General features: G+C 53.5%; 16 protein-coding genes. 15 read left to right on the top strand and 1 reads right to left on the bottom strand.

The window, feature by feature from the left end:
• The first annotated feature begins 11 nt into the window (after positions 1–11).
• The 11 genes from EH198_RS12725 (at position 12) to EH198_RS12675 (ending at position 10181) form a co-directional block, all read left to right on the top strand.
• On the top strand, positions 12–1298 hold the full coding sequence (locus tag EH198_RS12725; RefSeq protein WP_124695922.1) for an MFS transporter: 1287 nt from the start codon (positions 12–14) through the stop codon (positions 1296–1298).
• 78 nt (positions 1299–1376) lie between these two features.
• Entirely contained in the window at positions 1377–2138 is a 762-nt protein-coding gene (gene kduD / locus EH198_RS12720; protein WP_124695921.1) for a 2-dehydro-3-deoxy-D-gluconate 5-dehydrogenase KduD, read from the top strand.
• Positions 2139–2248: 110 nt separating this feature from the next.
• Positions 2249–3226, top strand: a complete 978-nt coding sequence (locus EH198_RS12715; protein WP_124695920.1) for a 2-hydroxyacid dehydrogenase — start codon at positions 2249–2251, stop codon at positions 3224–3226.
• A 118-nt stretch (positions 3227–3344) separates the two neighbouring features.
• Complete coding sequence (gene gndA / locus EH198_RS12710; protein WP_124695919.1) at positions 3345–4745, top strand: NADP-dependent phosphogluconate dehydrogenase; 1401 nt, start codon at positions 3345–3347, stop codon at positions 4743–4745.
• A 351-nt stretch (positions 4746–5096) separates the two neighbouring features.
• Positions 5097–5318 carry a hypothetical protein gene (locus tag EH198_RS12705; RefSeq protein WP_124695918.1) on the top strand — a complete coding sequence of 74 codons (222 nt, stop codon included), beginning with the start codon at positions 5097–5099 and terminating at the stop codon, positions 5316–5318.
• A 47-nt stretch (positions 5319–5365) separates the two neighbouring features.
• Complete coding sequence (locus EH198_RS12700) at positions 5366–6073, top strand: response regulator transcription factor (RefSeq protein WP_124695917.1); 708 nt, start codon at positions 5366–5368, stop codon at positions 6071–6073.
• Positions 6070–7479 (top strand): sensor histidine kinase, encoded by a 1410-nt coding sequence (locus EH198_RS12695; RefSeq protein ID WP_124695916.1) that lies wholly within the window; start codon positions 6070–6072, stop codon positions 7477–7479. The genes EH198_RS12700 and EH198_RS12695 overlap by 4 nt, the downstream gene beginning before the upstream one ends.
• Positions 7476–7676 carry a hypothetical protein gene (locus EH198_RS12690; protein WP_124695915.1) on the top strand — a complete coding sequence of 67 codons (201 nt, stop codon included), beginning with the start codon at positions 7476–7478 and terminating at the stop codon, positions 7674–7676. The genes EH198_RS12695 and EH198_RS12690 overlap by 4 nt, the downstream gene beginning before the upstream one ends.
• A 42-nt stretch (positions 7677–7718) precedes the next feature.
• On the top strand, positions 7719–8432 hold the full coding sequence (gene pxpB / locus EH198_RS12685) for a 5-oxoprolinase subunit PxpB (protein ID WP_124695914.1): 714 nt from the start codon (positions 7719–7721) through the stop codon (positions 8430–8432).
• Positions 8429–9430, top strand: a complete 1002-nt coding sequence (locus EH198_RS12680; protein ID WP_124695913.1) for a 5-oxoprolinase subunit C family protein — start codon at positions 8429–8431, stop codon at positions 9428–9430. Before pxpB ends, EH198_RS12680 begins: the two co-directional genes overlap by 4 nt.
• Positions 9423–10181 carry a LamB/YcsF family protein gene (locus EH198_RS12675; RefSeq protein ID WP_124695912.1) on the top strand — a complete coding sequence of 253 codons (759 nt, stop codon included), beginning with the start codon at positions 9423–9425 and terminating at the stop codon, positions 10179–10181. The genes EH198_RS12680 and EH198_RS12675 overlap by 8 nt, the downstream gene beginning before the upstream one ends.
• Here EH198_RS12675 and EH198_RS12670 read toward each other — a convergent pair whose 3' ends face one another.
• Complete coding sequence (locus EH198_RS12670; RefSeq protein ID WP_124695911.1) at positions 10182–10919, bottom strand: spermidine synthase; 738 nt, start codon at positions 10917–10919, stop codon at positions 10182–10184. It abuts the gene before it with no gap.
• A 253-nt stretch (positions 10920–11172) separates the two neighbouring features.
• Between EH198_RS12670 and EH198_RS24640 the strand changes: the two genes are divergently transcribed.
• From EH198_RS24640 to EH198_RS12655, 4 genes are all read left to right on the top strand, one after another.
• Positions 11173–11346, top strand: coding sequence for a hypothetical protein (locus EH198_RS24640; protein WP_185702864.1), 174 nt, complete (start codon positions 11173–11175; stop codon positions 11344–11346).
• A 213-nt stretch (positions 11347–11559) separates the two neighbouring features.
• Positions 11560–11745, top strand: a complete 186-nt coding sequence (locus EH198_RS12665) for a hypothetical protein (protein WP_124695910.1) — start codon at positions 11560–11562, stop codon at positions 11743–11745.
• A gap of 163 nt (positions 11746–11908) precedes the next feature.
• Positions 11909–13711 (top strand): cache domain-containing sensor histidine kinase, encoded by a 1803-nt coding sequence (locus tag EH198_RS12660; protein ID WP_124695909.1) that lies wholly within the window; start codon positions 11909–11911, stop codon positions 13709–13711.
• A gap of 1 nt (position 13712) precedes the next feature.
• Positions 13713–14945 carry a response regulator gene (locus tag EH198_RS12655; RefSeq protein WP_246014284.1) on the top strand — a complete coding sequence of 411 codons (1233 nt, stop codon included), beginning with the start codon at positions 13713–13715 and terminating at the stop codon, positions 14943–14945.
• The last annotated feature ends 33 nt before the right edge of the window (positions 14946–14978 follow it).

Below are 14978 nucleotides of genomic sequence, written 5' to 3'. Positions count from 1 at the left end.
GTGTCAGTGGGATGAAAAGCGAAACTCAAACAATACCCAACAGCCGTTGGAAACGGATTTTGCCTCCGCTGTTGATTGTGTGCATTATTTCGTTCATGGACCGTGTGAACGTAAGCTTTGCCATATCCGGCGGAATGGACAAAGAGCTTGGCATGACTGCAGGGATGGCCGGCTTCACGGCGGGTATCTTCTTCTTCGGATATTTGTTTCTGCAAATTCCCGGCGGACAGATCGCCGCCAAGAGCAGCGGCAAAAAGTTTATTGCCTGGGTGATTCCGTTTTGGGCCGTTGTCTCCATATTAAGCGGCTTCGCAACGAATACGACTCAGCTGTTGATCCTTCGGTTCTGTCTCGGTGTAGCGGAGGGCGGAATGCTGCCGGTTGTCCTGACGATGTGCAGCAACTGGTTTCCCAATGAGGAAAGAGGCCGTGCCAACGCCATCGTGCTGATGTTTGCGCCTATCGCGGCTATCATCACCGGTCCTATCTCGGGATTCATAATTTCTTTTTCCAGCTGGCGCGAAATGTTTATTATTGAAGGGATTGTTTCACTGATTGTGCTTATCCCCTGGCTGTTAATGGTCAGCGACCGCCCGCAGCAGGCGAAATGGATCAGTAAGGAAGAGAAAGCTTACATTGTCGGCAAGCTGGAAGAAGAGCAGTTGGCGATCGAGCAGGAAAATCAGGTGAAGCAGGCATCGATCAAGGATCTGCTGCCGAACAAATCCATGTGGAAGCTTATTGCCCTGAACTTCTGCTACCAGTCGGGCGATTACGGATTCTCCATGTGGCTGCCGACCATGCTGAAGAAATTGACCAACAGCGGCATGGGAATGGTGGGCTTGCTGTCCAGCTTGCCGTGGATCGCTTGTATTGCGGGCATGCTGCTGTTCTCCAACCTGTCCGACCGGACCGGAAAAAGAAGGGAATTCGTTATTATTCCGCTGCTTGGATTCGCAATGTGCCTGCTTCTGTCTGTAACGATTCACGGGAGCATTTGGTTGTCGTACATCTTTCTCATCGGCGCCGGATTCTTCGTTAAGGCCGCAGGGGTGGTGTTCTGGGCCATTCCTCCCCGCTTGTTCAGCAAGGAAGTCGCGGGCGGAGCCCGGGGAGCCATCAACGCCCTCGGGAACCTGGGCGGATTCTTTGGACCCTATATTGTCGGCTTTCTCATTCAAGTATTCAACTATAATGTAGGGGTATACAGCCTTGTAGGTCTGCTGGTCGTATCTGCGCTTATTACCGCAACGCTGCCACGGTCGGTTCAAAGCAGAACGAGCGAAAAAGCGGCCTAAAGCTTAATAAAGAGAGCGGCGGTTAGATGGCAGCGGACTCATGCCGCCGCAAAATACAGGAGATGGAGGAACCATACTATGGATTTATCTGATTTTTCACTGGAAGGAAAACTGGCGGTCGTTACTGGAGGCAACAGAGGGCTTGGACAGGGAATGGCGGTCGCGCTGGCCAAGGCCGGAGCGGATATCGTGTCCGTTCAGCGAAGCGGGGAGTGTCCGGAAACTTTGGCTTTGGTGGAAGCGCTGGGCCGCCGCTGTCATGCGGTCGCCTGCGATTTGGCGGAGCTGCAGACAGGGGAAGATCTCGCCGCAAATATTGAAGAGCAATTCGGTCAGGTGGATATTCTGGTCAACAACGCGGGCATTCAGCGCCGCCATCCGGCGGAGCATTTTCCAATCGAAGAGTGGGATCTGGTGATGCAGGTCCAGCTTCGCTCAGTGTTCATGCTGTGCCAGGCGTTCGGGAAGCGGATGCTCGAGAGAGGCTCGGGGAAAATCATCAATATTGCCTCTCTGCTGTCCTTCTCCGGCGGCTTGACCGTACCCGCCTATGCGGCGGCGAAGGGAGGGGTTGCCCAGTTGACCAAGGCACTGGCCAATGAATGGTCCTCCCGCGGAGTGAATGTCAATGCCATTGCGCCCGGCTATATGGCGACGGAGATGAATACGGCCCTAATCGGCGATTCGGTCCGCAGCGGGCAGATTATGGACCGGATTCCGTCCAAACGCTGGGGTTCGCCGGAGGACATGGGCGGGACTGCCGTTTTTCTCGCTTCGTGTGCCGCGCGTTATATTCACGGACAGATCATATGCGTGGACGGAGGCTGGATGGCAAGATAGCTTGCGGCTGGTCTGTCCAATAAATCAACATGAAGCAAAATGCACAAATACAAAAATACCAAAATAACAAAATACCAAAATAACAAAATACTAAAAGGAGTCGATCAAACATGTCAAAATCCCGTGTCTATGTTACATATCCGCTGGGGGACAATATTCTGGCTCTGCTGCGCGAACAATATGAAGTGGTGATTAATCCGGAGGAGCGGAGCCTCAGCACGGAAGAACTGATTGAACAAGCCCGGGGCTTCGACGCCGTGCTGATTGTGTCTGCCCAGGTCAATGAGGATGTGTGCCGGGCGCTTGCTTCCGATTGCAAAATCTTTGCCAACTACGGTGTCGGCTACAACAATATTGATGTCGAGGCCGCGACAAAATACGGCATTTATGTCAGCAATACTCCTGACGTTCTGACGGATGCCACCGCCGACTTTGCCTTTGCCCTGCTGCTGTCGGCCGCGCGGCGGGTTGTGGAAAGCGACTCGTATGTGCGAGCCGGCAAGAAGAACTGGGGCCCGATGAATTTGATCGGCACCCAGGTCAGCGGCAAGACCATCGGGATATTGGGCGGCGGCCGAATCGGCAAGGCCGTGGCGAAGCGCGCCCAAGGCTTCAATATGCGGATATTGTACACCGATCAGCGGCCGAATCCCGATTTTGAGGCGGAGACGGGCGGGATTTTCGCAGATAAGAACACCCTGCTGAGCGAATCGGATTTCGTGTCCGTTCATGTGCCTCTGCTGCCTTCCACCCGACATCTGATCGGAGCGGAAGAACTGGGCCTCATGAAATCCAGCGCCATCTTGATCAACGATTCGCGGGGACCTATCATCGACGAGCAGGCGCTGGTGACCGCTCTTCGCGAGGGCGTCATTGCCGGAGCGGGCCTTGACGTATTCGAATTTGAACCGGAGCTTGCGCCGGGACTGGCCGAGCTTCCGAATGTAGTGCTGGCTCCCCATGTGGCCAGCTCCACCACGGAGGCCAGGGTGGCTATGGGCGAGCTGTGCGCCCGGAACATCTTCGCGGTGCTTGGCGGCGGGACGCCGATCACCTGCGTCAATCCGGAAGTTGGCGTGAAGGCCTAAGCAGGCCTGCGCCTTGCATTGGCGGAGTCTTCCCCGGCCGGCCGCCAGGGAAGACTTCCGTTATGCCCGAGTGTATATGTCCAAGTGTGCCACTAATAAACAGGGGGCTGGAGAGCGAATGAGCAAGCAGCAAGTGGGAGTTGTCGGATTGGCCGTCATGGGCAAGAATTTGGCCTTGAATATAGCCGAACACGGTTATTCCGTGGCCGTATACAATCGGTCGAAGGAGAAGACGGACCATCTGCTGGCAGAGGCCGGGGAGAAGAAGATCAAGGGCGCTTACACCATGCAGGATTTGGCAGAGATGCTGGAGCGGCCCCGGAAAATTCTGCTGATGGTGAAGGCGGGTCAGCCAGTAGACGAGGCAATCGCCCAGCTGCTGCCTTATCTGGAACGCGGGGATGTGCTGGTTGACGGCGGCAATTCCTTTTATAAGGATACGGTCCGCAGAAGCCGCGAGCTGGAAGAACGGGGTATTCATTTTGTCGGAACAGGTATTTCCGGAGGGGAAGAAGGCGCGCTTAAAGGACCTTCCATTATGCCGGGCGGCAATTACGAAGCCTACCGGCTCATTGCGCCCATATTGAACGACATCTCGGCGAAGGTCGACGGAGAACCCTGCTGCACCTACACGGGCAGCGACGGGGCCGGACATTTTGTCAAAATGGTTCACAACGGGATTGAATATGCCGACATGCAGTTAATCAGCGAAGCTTATGTGCTGATGCAGCGGCTGCTGCATCTGTCGCCGCCTGAAATCCGGCAAGCGTTCGCACAGTGGAATGAAGGGGAACTGAACAGCTACCTGATTGAGATTACGGCCGACATCTTCGGGAAGATCGACTCCGACACGGGGCAATACCTGGTGGATGTGATTCTCGATTCCGCCGGGCAAAAGGGCACGGGGAAATGGACCAGCCAGAACGCGCTCGATATCCAGGTCCCTGTTCCGACCATTACGGCCGCGGTGTTCGAACGTAATCTGTCCGCTTTAAAAGATGAGCGCGTCACAGCCGGCACAGCTTTTCGCGATCCGGCTCCGAAAGAAGCCGAAATCCCCGCCGATTTCATCGAGTCGATTAGAAGGGCTCTATACGTCAGCAAAATCTGCGCCTACGCTCAAGGCTTCAGCCTGCTCGCGAAAGCGTCGAAGGAATATGGCTGGAATCTGGACCTTGGCAGTATTTCCATGATATTCCGGGGCGGCTGCATTATCCGGGCGCAGTTCCTGAATAAAATCAAGCAGGCCTTTGACCATAATCCCGATTTAACCAATCTGCTATTGGATGATTATTTTCAGCATATTATCGAGCAATACCAGCAGGATTGGCGGGATACCGTGATCGCCGCCGTCGGCCGGGGAATTTCGGTACCGGCATTCGCCAGCGCCATCTCCTATTTTGACAGCTACCGGACCGAAAGGCTGCCGGCGAATCTGCTTCAGGCCCAGCGGGATTACTTCGGAGCGCATACGTATGAGAGAACGGACAAAGAGGGCGTCTTCCATACCGAATGGTAGATTAGCCGATGCTTCAGGCAAAGCCATCCCAACCCGGGATGGCTTTGTTTAAATATAAGACTTTATAAGTTACATGCTTATAAATGGCCTTATATTTCTACGAGAAACGTACTTGCGTCCTTAAGGACGCCGTCAGGCGTTTCTTCTTGTTTGTCACGCCTTAACATGAAATGAGTGCAATCCGACCGTTTTCTTTGCGCTGCGACCATGCTCTTATTGATTGCAGCTTAAGGTTGAACGATAATGAGAAGACGGCTGAACGCCGGCGGAGTCGACATATTTTCCACATATTCTCCATCTATAATGAATTTGTTCCAATCCATATTATAATAATGACGGGAGAGATGAAGGATGAATTGGTCTTCGCTGCTGGTGCTGGTATGCCCGCTGATGATGGTTGTTATGATGCTCGGGATGAAGGGAGCGCATGGACACGGACATGGCAAAAAGGGTTCGCACGGCGTTTCCGCATCCGATTCCGGCGTTCGGCAGGAGCTTGACGAGCTGAAAGCGCAAAATGAGCAAATGAAGCGGGAGCTTGAAGCTTTAAGGGGTTATCAAAAAGCGGAATAGTACGGAATTTGCAGCATAGGCAACCGTGAAAAAAGAAGGTGACGATGATGGCGCAGCTCCGTGCGCTTGTTGTGGATGATGAATGGAATATGCGCAATCTGCTCCGCATTTATCTGGCGAAGGAAGGCTTTCGGGTCAGCGAAGCATCGACGGGACGGGAAGCGCTGTCCATAATGGATAAAGAACCGTTCGATATCGTGCTGCTCGATGTAATGATGCCCGACATGGATGGCTGGCAGGTATGCCAGGCTGTCAGGGAAAAGAACAGCGTGCCGATTCTCATGCTGACCGCCCGTTCCGAGACAAAGGACAAAATCCGGGGCCTTGAAATCGGGGCGGACGATTATCTGACCAAACCGTTTGAACCGGAGGAACTGGTGGCCCGGATGCATTCGCTGATCCGCAGGGCGTCCCTGGCTCAGTCAGCGGTTCCGAGGGAGCGTGTACTGGAGTTTCCGGGGCTGGTCATCCGTCCGGATGCCCGCGAGGTGTCCGTGATGGATAACGGAGTCGAGCTGACGCCGAAAGAATTCGATCTGCTGGCCGTTCTGTCCGGGAACCTGCAGCGCGCCTTTAGCCGGGATGAGCTAGTGGAACGATTGTGGGGAATGGATTTCGAGGGTGAATCTCGGGTTGTGGACACCCATATCAAAAATATCCGCGAAAAGCTGCAAAAAGCCGGCCTTGGCTACAATCCGGTTCAGACCGTCTGGGGAGTGGGCTATAAATTTCAGGTGCCCGGTGAAATCCAATGAAGAACAATAGGATCGGCCTGAAGCTCGGCCTTGTCATTTCCGGCCTGTTTCTCGTCGTGCTGCTGTTTCTGGGCGTGGCTGTCGACCGGATGTTCACCAGCTTTTATTATGCCAATATGCGGACGGAAACGGAGGAGCTGGCCTCCCATTTTAGCGTTATGGCCGAGTCTTCGGAGAACGATACCGGCGGTATGATGGGGACATTCGCCGAATTTTCGGGCGTAGGCATATATAATGTGCACCGGAACGGAAACGTCATGATGCACTCGGGCGTTCAAGAGCCCGGGTGTCTGTCTTTTATCCGGACTTCGGATGTGAACGCGATTTTTTTGGGGAAAAAGGTAAGTTATCTTTATGAAGACCCGGCGGGCGGGCGTTATTTCGTTTCGGGCGAACCGGTAGTAAAGGAAGGAAAGGTCGTCTCCGCTCTGTATATTATGGCCTCCACCGAAAGGATGGACCGGTCGTTGGCCGGAGTGCGAAAATTGCTGATTCTCTCCGGCATTGGAGCGTTTTTGCTCGCATTGGGGAGTACCTGGATTATTGCCCAGTTCCTGTCCCGTCCGCTGCTGCAGATGCAGAAGGCTACCCGGAAGATTGCCGCCGGAGAGCTGGAGACGAGAGTGGATATCGGGAGCAAGGATGAAATGGGCGCGCTAGCCGGGGCGATTAACGATTTGGCCGTCGATCTTCAGCGTTACCGGGATTCGCGGCAGGAGTTTTTTGCCAATATCTCGCATGAGCTTCGGACGCCGATTACCTACCTTGAGGGGTACGCGAACGTGGTCAAAGAGCGGTTGTACGAGACGGAAGAGGAGAAGGACCGTTATCTTGACATCATCTTTATGGAAGCGCGGCGGATTCAGCATCTTGTGGACGATCTGTTCGAGCTGGCCAAAATGGAGGAAGGCAAGATTAGCCTTGAGCCGGAATGGGTCGATTTGGCGGAACTTACGGAGCAGGCGGTCGAAAAGACAAAGCTTAAAGCCGGGGACAAAAACCTGGAACTTAATTATACAGTACAAGGAACGCCGGAACGGATGTATACGGACGGTGCCCGGATGGAGCAAATTATGCTGAATCTGCTGGAAAATGCAATCCGGTACACCGAGCGGGGAACGGTCAATGTCCGTTTGTCGTTTCAGCCGGGGGTGGTGAAGCTTGCCGTAGAGGATACGGGAATCGGAATCCCGGCAGACGAACTCCCTTTTATATTCGAACGATTTTACCGGGTGGAGAAATCCCGGTCCCGAAGCCATGGGGGCACCGGACTGGGGCTGTCCATCGTTTACAAGCTGACAGGACTGCTGGGAGGAAAAATAACGGTCGCCAGCAGACCAGGGGAAGGAACCTGTTTCGAGCTTTATTTTGAGCTGGAGCGTGAGCCGCGGGAGGGACGTTTATGAAGAAAATCGAATGGCTGATCGCGGTTCTGCTGATCGGAATGGGTGTGATGTGCATGAGCGTCTCGGCGCTCTCTTTCCGCAGCATGCCCCTTATGCATTTCGGGGAGGGGATGATGCGGGTTTTCGCCTGCATCGGGATGCTGGCTGTCGTTGTTCTGCTGTTGCTGGGCTGGTTGGCGTTTAGGAAGAGGCGCTGAAATGAGCTGGAAAAAGGTCAAATAGAAAGGGGGGACCCGGCGATGGCCTGGTCTTTTTACCCTCTGGGGGACTCGGCGGTGCTGGTCGAATTCGGCTCTGGCATTAGCGAGAAGATTCATCAGGAAATAAGAGCGGCTGTCCGAGGGATTGAAAGCCGTCCTTTTTCCGGTTTTGTCGAATGTGTTCCTGCTTTTACCACGCTATGCGTATATTATGATCTGATGGGTCTTCGCCTTACGGGTCGGAAAATGACGGCGTTTGAGCATGTGTGTTCTCTCCTGCGGGACATGGAGAAATCAGCTGCGCAGGACAAAGAGGTCTTAAGCGCGGAGGTCATTGACATTCCCGTCTGCTATGGCGGAGAATTCGGCCCGGACCTCGGGCTTGTGGCGGAATTGAACGGGTTATCCGAGGAGGAGGTCGTTTCGATTCATGCCGGAGAACAATATCTTGTGTATGCCATCGGCTTTGCGCCGGGTTTTCCTTACTTGGGAGGAATGCCGGGTACCATTGCGGCGCCGCGCAAAAAGACGCCCAGGCTTCGGATTCCTGCCGGTTCGGTCGGCATTGCCGGTACCCAAACCGGCATTTATCCCATAGAAACGCCAGGAGGCTGGCAGATTATCGGCAGAACGCCGCTTGCATTGTTTCGGCCGGATCAATTGCCGCCGACCTTGCTTCAGGGAGGGGACTATATCCGGTTTCGTCCGATCGGACTGGAAGAATACCGGAGACTGCGGGGGATTCAGCCGTGAGCATTCGAATACATAAACCGGGCCTGCTTGCGACGGTTCAGGATCTTGGGAGAACAGGCTATGGAAAATATGGCATTATCGTTTCCGGTGCGATGGACCGTTTTGCCCATCGTACGGCGAACTGGCTTGCGGGGAACGACGACGGAGCGGCGGCGCTGGAGATAACCCTTTCGGGCTTCGCCGCGGAGTTCGAGCAGGATCACTGGGTTGCGATAACGGGAGGCAATATGACCCCCGTGATAGACGGCAGGGCGGTGCCGATGTGGCGTCCCGTGTTCGTACGGAAAGGAAGCAGGCTCGTTCTCAAGCAGCCGGTCTCCGGCTGCCGGGCGTATTTGGCGGTATCCGGAGGAGTTGATGTCCCCGAGGTAATGGGCAGCCGCAGTACGTACTTGCGCGCAGGGATCGGCGGATTTGAGGGGAGGGCGTTAAGAGCGGGAGATGAGCTGCCCGTTGGCACTCCCCGGCTGGGGGTTTCGGAGGCGCCCGCGGGAGACGGCTCTTTCTACGCGGTATCCTGGGCCATTCCCTGGTCGCTCCTTCCGGCCTACGGCCAGAATCCGGCGATCCGGGTTATCCGTGGCCGTCAGTGGGACGACTTCACTCTTCGGAGCCGCCAAGCCTTTCTGCAATCCTCTTTCCATGTAACTCCCCAATCGGACCGGATGGGCTATCGCTTGTCCGGGCCGTCCCTGGAGCTGGAATCGCCGCGCGAATATCTTTCCGAGGCCGTGGCGCTCGGGACGGTCCAGATTCCGGCGGACGGGCAGCCGATTGTGCTGATGGCCGACCGGCAGACGCTGGGCGGCTATCCGAAGATCGCGCAGGTCATAAGCGCGGACCTGCCGGTGATGGCTCAGGCTACGCCGGGAGGACATATCGCGTTTCGGGAGGTTTCGCCGGAGGAGGCCGAATCCCTGTTCATACGAGAAGAACGAAAGCTGAAGCGGCTGAAAACGATGATCAGGCTGAAGCTGAAGGAGGATAATTATGCTTGAAGTGGATTTGAACTGCGATATGGGGGAGAGCTTTGGCGCTTATACCATCGGCGCGGACGCGGAATTGTTACAGGCAGTCACATCGGCGAATATCGCCTGCGGGTTCCATGCGGGCGATCCCGCCGTCATGAGAAAGTCTGTCCGGTCCGCGCTCGCTGCGGGAGTGAGCGTAGGAGCCCATCCAGGCCTGCCGGATCTTGCGGGCTTTGGGAGAAGAAACATGGACATTTCTCCCGAAGAGGCGTTCGATCTGGTCACTTACCAGATCGGAGCTTTGGAGGCCTTCGTCCGGCAGGAGGGGGGCCGTCTCCGCCATGTGAAGCCCCATGGCGCTCTGTATAACATGGCCGCGGCATCCCGTCCGCTTGCCGACGCCATCGCCGCGGCGGTTCGCCGGTTCGACCCGTCCCTGGTGCTGTACGGCCTGTCCGGAAGCCAGCTGCTTGCGGCCGGCCGTGAGGCGGGGCTGTCCACGGCAAGCGAAGTGTTCGCCGACCGGACCTATCAGCGGGACGGGGCACTGACGCCGCGGCGTCAGCCGGGCGCGGTGATTGCCGATATGGAGCAATTGGTCCGCCAGGTGATCCGCATGGTCAAGGAAGGGACGGTCTTGTCTTTGGACGGAACGGAAGTCCCGCTTGAAGCGGACACGGTCTGCATCCATGGTGACGGAGCCGGTGCAGCCGTTTTTGCCGGAGAGCTCCGCAACCGTCTGAAAGCGGAAGGGATCACGGTGAGGGCGAAGCGGTAGCTAGTCCGACAGGATATGCCCCGGAGGGAGCAGCGTCCCGGCAAAGCCCGCCATATGGCGGGCTTTGCAGCCAATGGGCCGGCTGCTGCCGGCGAGGATCATATTTTTAAGAGCCGAAGCGCCTTCCGCGGGGAGAATGAACGCTTGGGTATGTGGAAATATCGACGCCAAAGTCGTGTGAACCGCCTGTATCAGCCGGTCATTTCCGCCTTTTCCGGTCAGATTCATCAGTATCATGCCACCCGGATTCAGCTTGGCCCGGACTAAGCGGAAGAACTCCTCCGACATCAAATGCCGGGGCGTTCCCTTGTCGCTGAATGCGTCGAGAACGATATAATCGAAGGCTCCGTCCCTCTCTTGTTCAAGCGTTCGGCGTCCGTCGCCGATCTTCACAATATCCCCACTGTACCCGAAATACGTTCGGCTGATTTCCTCGATCTGGCTGCTGATCTCCGCGATTTTTATTTTTTTGCCGGAAAAATAGCCGGAAATCGTTCCGATCCCATGCCCGATGATGAACACGTCCTCGAATCCAGGGTTGTTCCACTCCATCAAATGAATGATCGCTCTTGGATACTCGAACACGATGCGCTCCGGACGATCCAAATCCACTGCCCCCTGAACCGCTTCCTCCGAAAATTGCAGCACCCGGAAACGCCCCTTCTCGCCATATAATTCATCCGTTTCGTATACTTCAATACCATGACCGTCTCCGCTTGTCTTATAGAGCAGCTTCAATCTTCCCGTCCCCTTGCCGTTCTTTTTCTATCATGATAAGGGATAACGGGCGCGAATCACAGCCTCCAGAAGCAAGATTGGCCTAGTATTTGCCGCCCCGAGCAGCCATATGCAGGGGAACCAGATGCCGGTTTCCAAACTGTATACGGGAGAACCCGTCTCCAGAGAACATTTAGCATGTTTGTAAAAGGCATCATCGGGTAACTATAACTATGGGTGAAAAAAAGTAAAATCTGTGAAGGAGGAGATAAGCATGGCCGATCAAATCCAAAATGAAGCGGAAATCCGCAATCGGGAAAATAAAGAAGGCGACTCGCTGGCCGAAATAAAGAAGATTCAAAACGGGGTAGATATCGAACCCGAAGCGGATGAGTGGGAAGCCAAACCGGCTCCAACCGCCCATCCCGATCCAATGCCTAAAAAATAAGGCTTAATCGCAGAAATATAAGACCAAGGATAAGCGCGGAGCTTAAACTTCCTTATATTTTTAAGAAAAAAACGGGCTTTCCTTCGGGAGAGCCTGTTTTTTTACACCCGTACATCCTGTATACTTAAAGTACATACCGGCTTTAATAACCTGTTGTTTGGCGGCGCACTTCTTGATCTGTAATCCATTTTACCCTTGGAGAGGAAAATGCAAATGCGTGATCGGAATCGAAACGCCCGTTATCGGCAGAAACGACAGGACGCTCTTGCGGGAGCCGCCCTTGAGAAGAAGTACGGTTCGGACTTCGGGGTTCACAGCGATATGAAGCTGGAGAGCCTCAGAAAGCTGAATGACGGTCCGGCCCCGTCGCCGGCGCTTAAAGAGCAGTACCCCAAATAACGATACGGTGAATGCAGGCCGTATATCCGGGCATAACCTTCGGGTTATGTTTTTTTTATCGCCGTTCCAGCCATTTCGAATTTTAGAAATTCGGTTGTCGCCTCTCCGCGGATTGTGATATATTTATCGACAAATTCTGCGGGCTGAGAGGAAGTCGTACAGCATGAGCCTGATCAATCAGTTCCATTCCATGGGATTAAGGACGAAATTAATGCTTCTGCTCTTGATCATCACGATATTGCCCCTCGGGCTGCTTGGTATGTTCTCGTACCGCAAGGCTTCCACGGAAATTCAGATCAAAGCGTACGAAATTATATTGGAGAACCTGTCACAGGTTAATCACAGCTTGACCGACTTTGTCCAGGATATTGAGCAATTGTCCATGTACATCTACAGCAACGAGGAAATACAGGGGATATTATCCAATTCATCATCCCGGAGCGTGGCCGAGAAATATGAGGATGAGCAGACGGTGAACGGGATTTTGAAGAGCTTTCTGGGTTTTAAATCCTGGGACATTGAGCTGTATGTGATCGGCGTGAACGGTGAACGTTATTTTACAGGCGATTTTTTGCCGCCCGCTTATCGGGATTACCAGCCGAACTGGGGATTATTCCGCAAAACAAGAATTGCCGGCGGCGGTCCTGCTTGGGATACTCATTACTCCCTGAAGAAGATTGAGGATTACGGGGCTGTGTTAAGCTCGGGAAGGCTGTTGAAATCGATAAAAACAGGGGAGACACTCGGCTATTTCATTGTGGATATCAAGGAGTCCGCGCTGGCGGACAAGTATCAAAAGGCTCATCAGTATCCCGGCGGCGAGGTGTATTTGCTGGATGCGAACGGATATGTCATCTCCAGCAGCCCCTCCAAGCAGCAGGTCGGAACGCGTCTGAATAAAAGCTATATGGATGAAGTGCTGCGCGGCACCAAGGGCTATTTTTCCGCAGTGGACGAAGGGTCTGACAAAATGATTATTTATGACTCCTCGGATTCCTCCGGTTTTAAAATGGTGAGTGCCGTGCCAATTGGTGTATTGACGAAGGAAAGTCACAGTATCCGTAATTTGACGATATTTATCGTGATTTCTTGTATACTGATTAGTTATTGCGTCGCATATTTGCTATCAGACTATATGACACGTCCTTTACGGAAGCTTCGCTTATTGATGAATGAGGTGGAGAAGGGCAGAATGGATGTTACCTTCCCATCCAAATATAACGACGAAGTCGGCCATCTGGGACGCAGCTTTAATACGATGCTCAGGCAGATCAACCGGTTAATTCACGAAGGCTATGAGAAGCAGATTCAGGTGCAGGAGGCGGAAATCAAGGCGATTCAAGCGCAGTTTACGCCCCACTTTTTATATAATGCACTCGATTCCATTAATTGGATGGCGCGGATACACGGAATGGATGCGATCAGCAAAGTGGCTTTATCGCTGGGCAACCTGCTTCGGTTCAGCATACGGCGCGGCAATCCGGTGATTCCGATTCGTGAGGACATGAAGCAAATACGCAACTATTTGACGATTGTTCAACTTAGATACCGCGACAAAATTAATATAGAGCTTGATATTGACGAGAAGATTCTGGATTTCTACACACCGAAGCTTTTACTGCAGCCTCTGGTGGAAAATGCTGTAGGCCACGGGCTGGAGATGAAGGACGGCGAGGGGAAATTATTGATCTGGGCGGGGGTTATAGACCAAAGTGTACAATTCGTCGTGGAGGACGATGGTGTCGGTATGACCGGGGACAAGCTTGCAAAGCTGTGGGAGCACGAAGAAGAGAGCGCACAATCCGCGAAGACGCGGATAGGCCTGCATAATTTGAAGAAACGGCTGGAGCTGCATTTTGGGACTGCATATCGGCTGGATGTAGAGAGTGAAGCGGGCAAAGGGACGAAGGTTACGATTCGTATTCCTTGTATTGTCGATCCGAAGGAGGTTGAGCGGGTTGTATAAAGTGTTGATAACGGATGATGAATGGCTCATAAGGGAGGGGCTGAAGCAGACGATTGACTGGCAAGCTCTCGAATGTGAGATTGTGGCCGAGGCCTCGAACGGAGAGCAATCGCTGCAAGCGGTCAAGGATTATAAACCGGATATTCTGCTGACCGATATTCGTATGCCGGTTATGAATGGAATGCAGCTCGCGGAAGAAGCGCAGCGGATTCACCCTAATATTCGCATCATATTTTTAACGGGATTTGATGACTTTACATATGCGCAACAGGCAGTGAAGCTTAAGGTGGCTGATTTTGTGTTAAAGCCTACTAATCCGGACGAGTTATTGGAGGTTATAGAAAAAGTCTGTGGGGAAATCAAGGCCAGCAGGGAAAATGAAACAGTCGAACAGGAGCTTAGAGAATGGGTGGCGGCAGGCTATACCATTGTGCTGGAGAAGCTTCTCCATGATCAATTAATGGGGATCTCCAATCCGAAATCCTTGAAGATGTTAACGGAGCTGATTGATAACCATCGGCTTTGCAATGAAGGCTTCCGCATTGCTCTGATCCAGTATGAAGACCATAAATACTGGCACGAGCAGTTGAAGGATGACCTGCATGACCATTTATGGGATATACTCATGGGGCCTCCTGTGACGCTCGGTGAGAACCGTGCGGCGTTAATGATCGGGGCTGATTCGGGAGATCATAGTAAACAGCTCTGGAGAAGGATTCAAGAGATTTCCGGTGAAAATCAACTGGCTATTGGGCTAAGCTTGCCGCATCGAAGCTTCGAGGATATAGGGCAGGCTCACCGCGAGGCGGTGGCTGCGCTCCATTTCAAGCGTCCGGGTTCGGGGCAGAAGAGCGGAGTACATGAGTTTGGCGATATCGAGCTGTGGGGAGAGCAGGCCGTAACTCCTGATGCCGCCAATTTCAAACAGGTGGAGGCATTCATTCAGACACGCTATGCTGAAGAGCTATCATTGCAGCAGTTGGCTTCCCAGTTCCATGTGAGTGAGGCGCATTTCAGCAGACTGTTTCGCAAGCATACGGGAACGACCTTTATTGATTATGTGACACAGGTGAGAATGGAAAAGGCGATGGAGCTCTTGTGTTCTCCGGATTCGCGGATATATGAGGTCTCGCTTGCCGTCGGTTATCAGGATTCACGCTATTTCAGCCAGTTATTCCGCAAAGCTACAGGCAAGACCCCTACGGAATTCCGTAAGGATAGAGAACTTTTATGATTTTTATGACATAGATGCGTTAGTTTAATGTAA

The sequence above is a fragment of the Paenibacillus rhizophilus genome, assembly GCF_003854965.1.
Lineage (GTDB): Bacteria > Bacillota > Bacilli > Paenibacillales > Paenibacillaceae > Paenibacillus_AQ > Paenibacillus_AQ rhizophilus.
The sequence above is the reverse complement of the archived record's forward strand: the minus strand, read 5'-3'. Positions and strand labels throughout refer to the sequence as shown.

Bases quoted from the DNA above. Each gene is read 5' to 3' on its own strand.
- EH198_RS12725 (WP_124695922.1), top strand. From the start codon at position 12: ATGAAAAGCGAAACTCAAACAATACCCAACAGCCGTTGGAAACGGATT.
- kduD (WP_124695921.1), top strand. From the start codon at position 1,377: ATGGATTTATCTGATTTTTCACTGGAAGGAAAACTGGCGGTCGTTACT.
- EH198_RS12715 (WP_124695920.1), top strand. From the start codon at position 2,249: ATGTCAAAATCCCGTGTCTATGTTACATATCCGCTGGGGGACAATATT.
- gndA (WP_124695919.1), top strand. From the start codon at position 3,345: ATGAGCAAGCAGCAAGTGGGAGTTGTCGGATTGGCCGTCATGGGCAAG.
- EH198_RS12705 (WP_124695918.1), top strand. From the start codon at position 5,097: ATGAATTGGTCTTCGCTGCTGGTGCTGGTATGCCCGCTGATGATGGTT.
- EH198_RS12700 (WP_124695917.1), top strand. From the start codon at position 5,366: ATGGCGCAGCTCCGTGCGCTTGTTGTGGATGATGAATGGAATATGCGC.
- EH198_RS12695 (WP_124695916.1), top strand. From the start codon at position 6,070: ATGAAGAACAATAGGATCGGCCTGAAGCTCGGCCTTGTCATTTCCGGC.
- EH198_RS12690 (WP_124695915.1), top strand. From the start codon at position 7,476: ATGAAGAAAATCGAATGGCTGATCGCGGTTCTGCTGATCGGAATGGGT.
- pxpB (WP_124695914.1), top strand. From the start codon at position 7,719: ATGGCCTGGTCTTTTTACCCTCTGGGGGACTCGGCGGTGCTGGTCGAA.
- EH198_RS12675 (WP_124695912.1), top strand. From the start codon at position 9,423: ATGCTTGAAGTGGATTTGAACTGCGATATGGGGGAGAGCTTTGGCGCT.
- EH198_RS24640 (WP_185702864.1), top strand. From the start codon at position 11,173: ATGGCCGATCAAATCCAAAATGAAGCGGAAATCCGCAATCGGGAAAAT.
- EH198_RS12665 (WP_124695910.1), top strand. From the start codon at position 11,560: ATGCGTGATCGGAATCGAAACGCCCGTTATCGGCAGAAACGACAGGAC.
- EH198_RS12660 (WP_124695909.1), top strand. From the start codon at position 11,909: ATGAGCCTGATCAATCAGTTCCATTCCATGGGATTAAGGACGAAATTA.